The organism is Sporocytophaga sp. (assembly GCF_017745095.1).
Classification (GTDB): Bacteria; Bacteroidota; Bacteroidia; order Cytophagales; family Cytophagaceae; genus Sporocytophaga.
The window spans coordinates 522,592-535,605 of sequence record NZ_JAGHZZ010000001.1 but is presented as its reverse complement, the minus strand read 5'-3'; the positions used below and the strand labels follow the sequence as shown (position 1 = coordinate 535,605).

10 protein-coding genes are annotated in these 13,014 nt (G+C 37.4%); 1 reads left to right on the top strand and 9 read right to left on the bottom strand.

What is annotated here, in order from left to right:
* Positions 1-2: 2 nt before the first annotated feature.
* From odhB to J7604_RS02265, 3 genes are all read right to left on the bottom strand, one after another.
* Positions 3-1,487: a 2-oxoglutarate dehydrogenase complex dihydrolipoyllysine-residue succinyltransferase gene (gene odhB / locus J7604_RS02275; RefSeq protein ID WP_293890433.1), complete on the bottom strand. Its 1,485-nt coding sequence runs from the start codon at positions 1,485-1,487 to the stop codon at positions 3-5.
* Positions 1,488-1,527: 40 nt separating this feature from the next.
* Positions 1,528-4,281, bottom strand: coding sequence for a 2-oxoglutarate dehydrogenase E1 component (locus J7604_RS02270; RefSeq protein ID WP_293890430.1), 2,754 nt, complete (start codon positions 4,279-4,281; stop codon positions 1,528-1,530).
* Between the two features lie 94 nt (positions 4,282-4,375).
* Entirely contained in the window at positions 4,376-5,587 is a 1,212-nt protein-coding gene (locus J7604_RS02265; protein WP_293890428.1) for an NAD(P)-dependent oxidoreductase, read from the bottom strand.
* A gap of 117 nt (positions 5,588-5,704) precedes the next feature.
* Here J7604_RS02265 and J7604_RS02260 point away from each other — a divergent pair, with 117 nt between their 5' ends.
* Positions 5,705-6,448 (top strand): glycosyltransferase family 2 protein, encoded by a 744-nt coding sequence (locus J7604_RS02260; protein ID WP_293890425.1) that lies wholly within the window; start codon positions 5,705-5,707, stop codon positions 6,446-6,448.
* Positions 6,449-6,453: 5 nt separating this feature from the next.
* Here J7604_RS02260 and J7604_RS02255 read toward each other — a convergent pair whose 3' ends face one another.
* From J7604_RS02255 to glmS, 6 genes are all read right to left on the bottom strand, one after another.
* Complete coding sequence (locus J7604_RS02255; RefSeq protein ID WP_293890422.1) at positions 6,454-8,106, bottom strand: glycosyltransferase family 39 protein; 1,653 nt, start codon at positions 8,104-8,106, stop codon at positions 6,454-6,456.
* 4 nt (positions 8,107-8,110) lie between these two features.
* A complete protein-coding gene (locus J7604_RS02250) occupies positions 8,111-8,605 on the bottom strand; it encodes a phosphatase PAP2 family protein (RefSeq protein ID WP_293890419.1) in 495 nt (164 codons plus the stop codon).
* 215 nt (positions 8,606-8,820) lie between these two features.
* On the bottom strand, positions 8,821-9,060 hold the full coding sequence (locus tag J7604_RS02245; RefSeq protein ID WP_293890416.1) for a hypothetical protein: 240 nt from the start codon (positions 9,058-9,060) through the stop codon (positions 8,821-8,823).
* Between the two features lie 4 nt (positions 9,061-9,064).
* Positions 9,065-10,618, bottom strand: a complete 1,554-nt coding sequence (gene gltX, locus J7604_RS02240) for a glutamate--tRNA ligase (protein ID WP_293890413.1) — start codon at positions 10,616-10,618, stop codon at positions 9,065-9,067.
* A gap of 59 nt (positions 10,619-10,677) precedes the next feature.
* Positions 10,678-11,061 carry a RidA family protein gene (locus J7604_RS02235; protein WP_293890410.1) on the bottom strand — a complete coding sequence of 128 codons (384 nt, stop codon included), beginning with the start codon at positions 11,059-11,061 and terminating at the stop codon, positions 10,678-10,680.
* 107 nt (positions 11,062-11,168) lie between these two features.
* Positions 11,169-13,004: a glutamine--fructose-6-phosphate transaminase (isomerizing) gene (gene glmS, locus J7604_RS02230; protein ID WP_293890407.1), complete on the bottom strand. Its 1,836-nt coding sequence runs from the start codon at positions 13,002-13,004 to the stop codon at positions 11,169-11,171.
* Positions 13,005-13,014 lie beyond the last annotated feature (10 nt).

Sequence of the window (13,014 nt, the reverse complement as noted above, 5' to 3'; positions counted from 1 at the left end):
TCTTATATCCCTAATAATAATCTTGAAGGATCTTCAAGTAGTTGTTTTACTCTCACAAGGAAACCTACTGACTCTCTTCCGTCAATAATTCTGTGATCGTAAGAAAGTGCTACATACATAATCGGACGAATAACTACTTGTCCACCCACAGCAACTGGTCTTTCAACTATATTATGCATTCCAAGAATCGCAGACTGAGGAGCATTGATAATCGGAGTAGAAAGCATAGATCCGAAGATACCACCGTTTGTAATAGTGAAAGTACCTCCTGTCATCTCATCAATAGTAAGTTTATTGTCTCTTGCACGTCCTGCAAGTCTTACTACTTCTTTCTCTATCTGATCAAAAGACATTGATTCTGCATTACGAATCACAGGAACAACAAGTCCTTTCGGAGCTGAAACGGCGATCGATACATCACAGAAGTCATTGTAAACGATTTCCTCACCCTCAATATAAGCATTAACTGCAGGAAACTCTCGAAGAGCAAGGCAGCAAGCTTTAGTAAAGAAAGACATAAAACCTAAACCAACCTGATACTTATCTTTGAACTGATCTTTATATTTCGCTCTCAGATCCATGATTGGCTTCATATCTACTTCGTTGAAAGTAGTAAGCATTGCTGTTTCATTTTTAACAGCAACAAGTCTCCTTGACACAGTCTTTCTCAGACTTGTCATTTTCTCTCTTCTTTGGCTTCTTGCTCCGCTTTGAGCAGCAGGCTTAGCAGCTTCTGTCGGTTTTACAACTGGTGCGCTTTCCTTCTTAACAGCTTCAGCATTCAGTGCATCTTCTTTAGTAATTCTTCCGTCTTTGCCAGTACCAGCAACAGCAGTCGGAGTAATACCTTTTTCTGCAAGTATCTTACCTGCTGCAGGGGAAGTATGTCCCTTAGCATAGTCAGTATTTCCTGCAACTGGTGCAGCAGCAGTTTTAGCTCCTGATTTGGCAACTGCTCCTGATATTTTACAAATAGCCGCTCCAATCGGAAGAACTGCTCCTTCTTGTGCAATGATCTCTAGTGTTCCAGAAGCTTCCGCTGTAAGCTCAAATGTAGCTTTGTCTGATTCTAACTCACAAAGAACTTCTTCAGCAGCAACTGCTTCACCATTCTTTTTAAACCAACGCGCAAGCGTTACTTCTGAGATAGATTCCCCTACTGTTGGCACCTTCATTTCAATTACAGAGCTTCCTGAAGTTTGAGCCGGAGCTTCTTCTTTGGCTGCTTCTTTAGGTTTTGCTTCACTCTTGCCACTTGGCTCGATTTCGCAAAGAAGTCCGCCAATCACTACAGTTTCTCCTTCTTTCGCTTTGATACGGAGGATACCAGCTGTTTCTGCATTTAATTCAAAAGTCGCTTTATCAGACTCAAGTTCACAAAGAAGTTCATCTGCATTAACAAAATCCCCGTCTTTCTTATTCCATCTTGCAACTGTTACTTCTGATATAGATTCCCCGACTACCGGGACTTTTATTTCTAAAGCCATTCTCTTTATTATTTAGTGAAAAAGGTTATTAATTCAATTATTATGCAAATGCTTGTTGTACAAGATCTTTTTGTGACTCGTTATGAGCTTTCAGGTATCCTACCGCTGGAGAAGCAGCCTCATCTCTGGCAACTACATCAATATCGGCTTTCTTATACAGATTTCTCAATATATACTCCCATGCTCCCATGTTTACAGGCTCTTCCTGAACCCAAACCACTTTAGCGCCCTTGTATTTGTTAAGAATAGCATTCAACTGATCTTGGGCAAGAGGATATAATTGTTCAAGCCTCACAATTGCAACATCACTTCTCTTATTGTTTACCTTCTCATCAAGTAGATCATAATATACTTTTCCAGAGCACAATAAAACTTTTTTCACTTTTTTAGGATCTGCCTCTTTGTCGTCAATGATCTCTCTGAATTTTCCACTCATGAATTCGTTCATTGGAGATACCACTGATGGATTTCTTAAAAGAGACTTAGGAGACATAACAATTAATGGCTTTCTGAAAGGCCAGGTCACTTGTCTTCTCAATGCATGGAAGAAGTTTGAAGGCTCGGTGATGTTTGCAACAATAATGTTATAGTCAGCACCTAATTCTATAAATCTTTCCAATCTTGCACTTGAGTGCTCCGGACCTTGTCCCTCATAACCATGAGGCAATAACATCACGACTCCGTTTTGTCTTTGCCACTTAGTCTCAGAGCTTGATATAAACTGGTCAATCATTACCTGTGCTCCGTTAGCAAAGTCACCGAACTGTGCTTCCCAGATTACAAGAGCATTAGGATTGGCCATTGCATAACCATATTCAAAACCAAGAACAGCGTTTTCAGACAACAATGAGTTGTATATTCTGAAGCTCTTCTGATTATCCGCAATATTGTTTAGAGTGAAATATGGCTCGTTTGTTTCTGCGTCTTTTAAAACCGCATGTCTGTGAGAGAATGTACCTCTTTGAACGTCCTGTCCGCTTATTCTTACTATTTTTCTGTCAAGAAGAAGAGATCCGTAAGCAAGTAATTCTGCGCTTGCCCAGTTCAGTACTTTTGTTTCAAAGAATTGTTCTTTTCTCTCTTTCAGAAGTTTTTCAATCTGCTTCAATGGTTTGAACCCATCAGGAATTGTTGATAGAGCGTTACCGACTTTATCAATAGTCTCCTGAGAGATGAATGTATCCGGAGATTGTTCAAAATCAGCAGGTGTAGAGCGTCTTAGTTCCTGCCATTCTTTTTCCATTTTCTGGAATGTATATGGAAGTGCTTTTTGCTTCACCTGATTAAGACGATCCTGAAGCATTTCTCTGAACTCCTTATCCATATTTTTTGCAAGCTGAGCATCAACATCACCTTTTTCAATAAGCTTTTTGTTGTATACTTCTCTTGGATTCGGATGTCTTGCAATAATATTATAGAGAGAAGGCTGTGTAAATTTAGGCTCATCACTTTCATTGTGGCCATGTCTTCTGTAACACACCATATCAATGAAGATATCTCTCTGGAATTTTTGTCTGTATTCAGCAGCTACTTTCATACAGAATACCACAGCTTCCGGATCATCACCATTTACGTGAAGAACAGGAGCATCAATGATTTTTGCAACATCCGTACAGTAGATACTTGAACGTGCATCATCAAAGTCAGTCGTAAAACCAACCTGGTTATTGATTACAAAATGTATTGTACCGCCAACATTGTATCCTGGAAGTTTAGACATCTGAGCGATCTCATAAACAATTCCCTGTCCAGCAACAGCAGCATCACCATGAATCAATACAGGAAGAATTTTCTTGTAATCGTATTTGTATAATCTGTCTGCTTTTGCTCTTACATAACCGAGAACCACAGGATCCACAGCCTCAAGGTGAGAAGGGTTCGGAGCAAGCTTAAGATAAACCTTTTTATTGTTTACTGTAGTTATCTCGCTGGAATACCCCATGTGGTATTTCACATCACCATCACCCATGGTAAGATCCGGAACTGCAGTACCTTCGAACTCATTAAATATGTGTTCGTAGGTTTTATTCATGATATTGGCAAGGACATTTAGTCTTCCTCTGTGCGCCATACCAATCACAACTTCTTCTACTCCATGCTCTGCACTTTTACTGATCAATACATCAAGTGCAGGGATTGTAGTTTCTCCTCCTTCAAGAGAGAACCTCTTCTGACCTATATATTTTGTATGAAGGAAGTTCTCAAATACTACAGCCTCATTCAGCTTGTAAAGAATTCTTTTTTTCTCATCAGCACTTAACTGATAATTAAGAGATTCTTTTTCTACCTTATCTTTTATCCACTCTCTGATTTCAGGCTCTCTTATATATGAATACTCAAATCCTATCGGACCTTCATATATATATTTTAAAGTCTCAACAATTTTACGTAAAGTGGCTCCAGCCATTCCCAGCTGCTCACCCGCTTGGAAAGATGTATCAAGGTCTGCATCCGAAAGACCAAAATCTTTAAGATCAAGCAAAGCGCTTCTGTCTTTTCTTTCTCTTACTGGGTTAGTTTTAGATTTTAAGTGAGCTCTGCTTCTATAAGAATGGATCAATTGGCTCACTTTAATTTCTTTTAGAACTGAATCTGAAGAAACTGATACTGCACCTTTTGCAGCATGGCCATTAGTCTTGCCACCGTTTTCCCCATATTTCTGTGTTGAAAAATCAAAACCCTCAAAAAATTTCTGCCAGCTGTAATCTACCGACTCAGGGTTTTCTTTGTAGCTTTTGTAAAGCTCATCCAGGTAATCTGTGTGAGCATTACTGATATATGAATATTTTTCCATTTAAATTATAAATTATTACTGCAAATATGCAATTTATATTTTAATCCACATAATCGTACATTTGCATGTACAAATATTACTTAAATTCAACCAATTAACCCTTAACGTAATCTTCCAAATATTCGAATTTTTCTGTAAGCTTTCCACCTTTTGTTATAGTCGCCTTTTCAATTGTACGATCTTTATCTTCTCCTAGGAGGTTGGGAAGTACATTTTCAATCAACTGTCTACCAAAGTCTTTGCTTGCATCCCTTGCTAGTTCCCCAGGGAGATTATCAATTGCCATCACAGTTATATTTCCATGGTTTGAAAATGCTAATTCAAGCTCTCCGGTAAATGGATTGTAATCATAAACCGGATCATTTATAGTTGAAGGTCGTTTGGTACAAGGTATGGAACCATCAATATCACAGGTAATATCTGCAATAATCCTTATATTAAAATCATCCCTAAACATATCTTCTTTGGTAAAAAGCGCAGGGGCTTTAGGATTCCAGTAAGCTCCGGCAATGAGCAAGTCGGTAACTTTTTCATATTTATAAAAAGTGGAATAAAACCTTTCAGGATGAGTATAGAACTCCTCCCCGGACCATGGTTCTCCATTTCTTTTTTTATGATAGTCTGCCGATCGGAGCTGACAATAAACTGGATAAGAAAAACTTTTCGTTAAGAAATCAGAGGGAGCAACTTTAGAAATTTTAAGCTCGTCAAAAATTTCAATAGCGCCATTACTCACTCTTCCACCTCCTGTTAAAGCAATTTTAATTGACGGCAGTTTCACTTTTTTCAGCTCTTGCTTTAACTCTGCATAATCATAACACTCAAATGCTCTTTTCAAATTATAGGAACCATACCTCTGACCATAAGTATAAAAAGCATTATAAGTACCGACAATTCCTGCATACCTTCCAAATGCTATTATTCTATTACCATTTTTATCCGTTAAAACCTCATAATCAATAAGCCTAATTCGTTTTTCAATGATCGTCTGTAATAATTTCTTATTATGAGGCTGTTTCTTTATGGTATGAGAAAAAAAGAAATATGTTTTATCATGAAGCAGAAGTGGAATAGGCACTTCCTTTACCCCAAAAAGTATATGGCAGCAAGATAAATCTTCCTGGAGTGGAAAACCAAGAGCCTCATACTCTGAATCTTTCACACATCTTTCCGGGCTAGGCTGAATGAAAAATTTTACAAAAGGATATTTTTCGCTTATCGCCTTGCACTGCTCCGGCAATAAGGGAACTCTTCTATCGGTTGGTATTCTGCCTTCTCTTAAAATTCCTATATTTATCGTTTTCATGGTTCAAATTAATATTTCAAAATCCTCATACGGACAAATTTTCCCTAGCTGTTTCCTAAACAGGTCTAAATATCTTAATTTGCAAGGAAATTAAAATCTGAATTCTCTCAATATTTTATGTACAACAACAAAAAAGTCGCGGTAGTGCTGCCGGCATATAATGCGGAACTTACATTAAAGAAAACTTTTGATGAGATTCCTTTTGATATTGTGGACGAAGTTATTCTTGTAGATGATGCAAGTAAAGACCAGACTGCAAAAGTAGCCCGAGAAATAGGTATAAAACACGTGGTAGTTCATACTCAAAATAAGGGTTATGGGGGAAATCAAAAAACATGCTATGATTCGGCCTTGAAACTTGGCGCTGATATTGTAATAATGCTACATCCAGACTATCAGTATACTCCTAAGCTAATTCATGCTATGACAAGCATTATCGGTAATGATTTGTATCAGGTAGTCTTAGGCAGCAGAATTCTTGGCAAAGGTGCCCTTAAAGGTGGAATGCCAATGTATAAATATATTGCCAATAGATTCCTCACCTTGTCACAGAATATACTGATCGGTCAGAAATTAAGTGAGTACCACACTGGCTACAGAGCGTTTTCGAAAACAGCACTAGAAGCTATTGCTTACCACAAAAACTCTGACGACTTTGTTTTTGACAATCAAATGCTTTCTCAGATTTTTATGGCAGGATTTGAAATTGCAGAAGTAACCTGTCCAACAAAATACTTTGAGGAAGCTTCTTCAATCAATTTTAAAAGAAGCTCTATCTATGGATTAGGAGTACTGAAAGTTTCTCTGACTCACTTCTTCCATAGGTTGGGAATTATCAAATCTCCAATCTATTCAAAGTAAAAAAATTATTTGGGTAAACGGCGATAAAATAAAAAGCCGTTTTTCCCTCCTATTTTTTCTACTCCTGGAGTTTTTTCCAGATCTGCTTCACGACCAACTTTAGTAATAAAATAAGCTGGCTTGTCTATGTCGCCTGTTAACAAAACACTAAGGTCTACCGGATGACCATGGTTATAATCAGGTTTTCTTTGAGAATAGAAATACTGTGCATAGCTTTTATATCCTACTACTTCAACATACACATCTTTCCCCTGCAAGCTTTCAAAAAATTCGATTGCTGCTGCCTGGGAATACTTCTCAACTTTGGGAACTATCAATGCCATTGCCAATTCTATCACAACCATAGTTGAACAACAGATCAATATTGCTCCACTGGTAACTTTGTTCCTTGTAATTAGTACAAGTGCCCCTATTACAGCGATGAGATAAAAGACTCCTGCGAGAGATTCAAGCCCGGACCACTGAACAACAGCATCCAAATTTGCTCTTGCAAAGCGATCAGGAAATAATTTATCCAGAGGTAATTTATCCTTATACTTATAAAATAAAGGAAGTAGAATTAAAGCCAGGCTCACAGTAATACCAATGACACCGAAACTTATATTAAAATACTTTTTTAAGCGTAACTTTTTAGTATCTATTTTATAAAGTGCATAAGCAGCTAAGAAAGTAATAGGGAAATAACAAAAAGAAGAATAGTGTACTATTTTGGTCTTTACTATGGAAAACAAAATAAGTACAACTAAAAGAGAAATGGTTACCCACAACTTCAAATCCTTCTGTCTATGTGTATCAGTATAAACTTTGCCAAATGACTTATACACAAATAAAGAAGCCGGGAAACAGCCTAACAACAATATTATAAAATGATAGTAAAACGGACCTCCATGACCAGCATCCTGGGTTTTGAACAAGCGAATCTGATAATCGATAAACTCTTCGAGAAACCAAAAACCGTTTTTAACAATTTCTAAGCCAAACCATAGAAAAGCTACCAATCCCGCAGTGAAGAAAAAAACGGCAATTTCTGTAAACCTGAAAATTCCAAGTCTCTTTCTCACTACCATAAAAGATATAGAACTGAGTATGGCTATCAGCATTGCTACAGGCCCCTTGGTTAATACCCCTAGTCCAATAAAAATTCCAGCCAATAAGATTTCACTTCTTCTTTTTCCTGCCTTCTGATAGTCTTCTGAGACTACCAGACTCAGAAAGTAAATTCCCAGGAATATGCAGAGGTTAAATAACGGATCAATAATTCCGGACTTAAAATAAAAATGCGGCAAAAATGATCCTGCATAAAACATTACCCAAAACAAGCCAAATTTTAAATCAAACTCTTTTGTGCCTATTTTGAAAATTGTCAAAAGTGTGATAATTCCAATAATGGCATTTGGGAAACGCGCCGCGAATTCATTGAACCCAAACAAATGCATACTTGCTGCCTGCAACCAGAAAAATAAGGGTGGTTTTTCCCAAAATGGCTGGTAGTTGATTTGAACACGGAAATAATCACCACTCATAATCATTTCCCTTGAAGACTCTGCAAAGTTTATTTCATCCCAATCAAATAGATGTACGCTTCCAAGAAATGGCAAAAATAAAACTGCCCCTGCCAGAGCAATTAAAAGATAATAGGGCAGATAACGCAGATACATAGATCTAGGAGTTTAGCTTATAGATTGGTTTATTGGCAAAAGGTTTATTTTTAAGATTGCTGTGATTTTCAAAATAGTAAATAACTAAGGCGGTAATTAGGACTCCAATAGCAGCGCCAAAGTATGTATCAATAAAGAAATGTTGCATCATATAAATCCTTGAAAGCGTTACCATAAATGCCATTATAAAACAAAATAACTGGACAAATTTATTCTTAGCAAAGTAAGCCAGTACCATAAACAAGGTAAACGCTCCGGACGAGTGGCCAGAAGGAAAACTATGAAGAGAGTATATTTCAATATTTTCTATGTAATATAAATCAGGAACATCCTTCAGATATGCTTTCGGCCTTAATACATCACTGAAAATTGTACGCTTTAGGCTTTGAACAATAATAGTACTGACTATTAATGAAATACTAGCAACTATACCAATATAAATTTTCCTAAAGAAAAGGATTATAATAATGCAGACTGGAAGTATCCCTTCCCCGAACATCGTTATTATCTGAAAGAATTCGTCAAGGAATGGAGTATGAAACTGGTTAAGGAAAATCTCAATAGGTCCTTTAAAAAAAAGAAATAAGAGAACAGCTCCTGTTATTAAATACAGTAGAAACAGGAAAAAGAAATATCCCGTATTTTTCAATACGTTTAACAAAGCGCTGCTCTCAAGATAAAAAGTAAACTAATTAATTCTATACAATTTAATGGTTAATCCTCGTCATTTTCCTCTTCTTCTAAACCATCTTCTTCTGTAATAGGATGACCTTTCTTCAAATCTTCCCTTCCTCTGAGTTTTTTATCATCAACATTCTTATCAAGGAAGTCATTAACCTTATCCAGATCAAAACTGGAAACAATTTCTCCAAACGTATTTACTCTGATGTCAAAACCATCAAGTTCTTTATTCACTTTTGGTTTTTCCCTTTTAGCTGCTTTTCTTTTAGCCATAGCTTTAAGCTTTTACATGTTCGCTGAGAACCTGCAAAGCTGAATCTATACGACTAACTGTTTCTTTAGCTCCTAATACTTCTATAATTTGCATCAGGTCAGGACCGGAACCCGCTCCTGTAATAGCTAATCTTAGTGCCTGTAGCATTTTGCCAATCTTGACTCCGTTTTTCTCAAGTACTTGATTGAGTAAATCTTTTGCACGATCAGCGCTTACTTCAGATTCTTTTTTCAGTTCGTCTTTAAACTCAACAATGATGTTCACAGCCTCGTTGGTCCACTTAGAATTAACCACTGCCGTGTCATAATGTTCAGGCTTGCTGAAGAAGAAACGACCCTCTTCCCAGAAGTCTTTAGGGAAGGTTACACGCTCTTTTAACAACTCAATAATTTTGGAAATTTTAGAAGCATCAAACTTTATGCCCTTTGTATTCAATTGTTCTGTAAGATAGACAGACAATTCCTCAGAAGTTTTTGCTTTAAGATATTGCTGATTGAACCATTTAGCCTTATTAATATCAAATTTGGTACCTGATTTCCCGATTCTTTCCGGGCTAAATGCCTGAATCAACTCTGCCATAGTAAACAATTCCTGTTGAGTCCCAGGATTCCAACCTAACAAAGCAAGAAAATTAACTACAGCTTCTGGTAAATACCCTTCCTCTCTGAACCCTATGATTTTTTCGGTTTTACCATCTTCAGGATTTGTAAACTCCCAGTTTAGAGGGAATATTGGGAAACCATGTTTTTCCGCATCTCTTTTGCTAAGTTTTCCATTACCATCGGGCTTTAACAAAAGAGGTAAATGGGCAAACTGAGGCATGGTCGCCTCCCAACCAAGAAATTTATATATCAGCACGTGAATTGGAGCGCTAGGCAACCATTCTTCACCACGAATTACGTGAGTAATACCCATTAGATGGTCATCAACGATATTGGCAAGGTGATAAGTTGGCATCCCATCCGACTTCATAAGAACCTTATCATCAAGAGAAGATGAGTGAACCATTACCCAGCCTCTAATCATGTCATTAAGACGTACCTCCTCTTTTCTGGGAACCTTTAAACGAATTACATATGGATCTCCGGAAGCCAATCTCTTTTTCACTTCATCTTCAGGAAGAGTCAGTGAATTTTTCATCGTGGCTCTGGTAATGGCGTTATACTGAGGAGAAGCCACTTTAGCTGCTTTCAATCTCTCACGCATAGCATCCAATTCTTCAGCTGTATCAAATGCGTAGTATGCATTACCTTCCTCAACAAGCTTTAAGGCATACTGCATGTACATAGCCTTTCTTTCCGACTGACGATAAGGGCCATTAGGTCCTCCCTCTCTGATACCTTCATCAAGCTTGATTCCAATCCAGTCCAAAGCTTGTAGAATATACTCTTCTGCACCTGGTACAAAGCGGTTTTGGTCAGTATCTTCTATTCTGAGCAACATTTTTCCATTATTCTTTTTTGCAAAAAGATAATTGTACAATGCTGTTCTTACACCACCAATATGCAGTGCTCCTGTTGGGCTTGGAGCAAATCTCACCCTGACTTCTCTTTCCATAATCCTATATCGTCTTCGGTACTATTTTAACAAGTAAATTAAATTTAAGATTTCTCTTTCTATTCTGCTACAGCGATGCAGGAAATCTCAACATTAGCATCTTTTGGCAATCGGCTCACTTCTACAGTTTCTCTTGCCGGAGGTTCTGAAGTAAAATATTCTCCGTAAACCAGGTTAACAGCGCCAAAATTATTCAAATCCTTTACGAAAATGGTGCATTTCACAACATTGGAGTAATTCAGGCCCGCAGCTTTTAAAATTTCTCCAAGATTTTTCATTACCCTATGAGTTTCTTCCTGAATAGACTTATTATCCATTGATCCTGTGTCAGGAATCAAAGCAATCTGTCCGGAAATATACAAGGTATTGCCAGCTTTAACTGCCTGGCTGTATGGGCCTATCGGAGCAGGCGCTGATTGACTGTTTATTATAATTTTGGCCATAATATCTTAATTAGGGCCTAAAAATAGCTTAAAAAAAAATTTTATCCGAAATAATGAACCTTTTGATATAAAAAAAGGGAACTTTTATGTCCCCTTTTTTGAATATTTTATTCTACAGTTACGGATTTTGCTAGGTTTCTTGGTTGATCCACATTACAACCTCTCATTACTGCAATATGGTAGGATAAAAGCTGCAATGGCACTACTGATACGATAGGCATCAAAAATTCATGTGTTCCAGGAACTTCGATCACAAAATCTGCCATAGCTTCAATTTGTTTATCCCCTTCTGTAACAATAGCTATTACCTTACCTTTTCTCGCACGAACCTCCTGAATATTACTTACTATTTTTTCATAGGTCTGATCCTTTGTAGCAATAACCATTACAGGCATTTCTTCATCAATCAGTGCAATAGGACCATGTTTCATCTCAGCTGCCGGATAGCCTTCTGCATGAATATAGGATATTTCTTTAAGTTTAAGAGCACCTTCCAAAGCGACAGGGAAATTAGCCCCCCTTCCTAGATAAAGGAAATTACTTGCGTCTTTAAATATTGATGAGATGTATTTGATCTGATCATTAGTTTTAAGTGCCTTCTCCACTTTAGCAGGAAGATTTTCCAAATCAATCAAGAGCTGATGAAACAGACTTTCTTTGATAGTTCCCCTTCTATGACCAACAATAATAGCCATCATTGTAAGCACTGTAACCTGAGCTGTAAATGCTTTTGTACTGGCAACACCGATTTCAGGACCAGCATGCAGATATGCTCCTTCATGAGATGCTCTAGCAATTGAAGAACCTACGACATTACAAACTCCAAATATAATTGCACCTTTAGACTTCGCAAGTTCTATAGCTGCAAGCGTATCAGCAGTTTCTCCACTTTGAGAAATTGCAATAACAACATCTCCTTCTTTTATTATAGGATTGCGGTATCTGAACTCCGATGCGTATTCAACTTCGACAGGTATTCGGGCAAATTCTTCAAAAATATATTCAGCTACCAGTCCTGCATGCCATGAAGTTCCGCATCCAAGAATGATAATTCTGTCTGCGTTAACTAGTTTATTAAGATACTGTCTGATTCCGCCCAGGGCCAGGTGACCTTGTTCAGAAATTACTCTACCTCTCAGACAGTCCTTGATTGATTTAGGCTGCTCGAATATTTCCTTAAGCATAAAATGCTCATAACCGCCTTTTTCAATCTGATCAAGTTCAAGATCAAGTCTATGTATGTAAGGAGTTGTCTGAACATCCTCAATAGTCTTAATGTTCAAGCGACCATCTTTAATGACTGCAATTTCAAGATCATTAAGATAAACCACCTCATTAGTATATTCAATGATAGGAGATGCATCAGATGCGATGAAGAATTCCCCTTGTCCCAGACCAATTACCAAGGGACTTCCTTTTCTCGCCGCTATCAATTGATTCGGATCATCTTTGGAGATAATGACAATTGCATACGCTCCAACTACTTTGGTAAGAGCAAGTCTCACTGCCTCTTCAAGAGAACACTGATTATTATCTCTGATGTCTTCAATAAAATGGATAAAAACCTCTGAATCTGTTTCACTTAAAAAGACATGACCTCTTTGTTCAAGATCCTTTTTAAGTGAAGCATAATTTTCAATAATACCATTATGAATGATGGCAAGATCTTTTTTGGAAGAAAAATGAGGGTGTGCGTTCACGTCATTAGGAACACCGTGAGTAGCCCAGCGGGTATGTCCTATTCCGATATTACTATCAATTTTATGATCCTTCAGGTATTCTTCGAGCTCGCTTACTTTACCTTTTTTCTTATAAACATTTAAATTTCCGTTTAAAAGAGCAATACCTGCACTATCATAGCCTCTATACTCAAGTCTTTTAAGACCCTTTATTAAAATCGGAGAAGCTTCTTTATTTCCAACGTAAGCAACAATTCCACACATCTTAATTCAA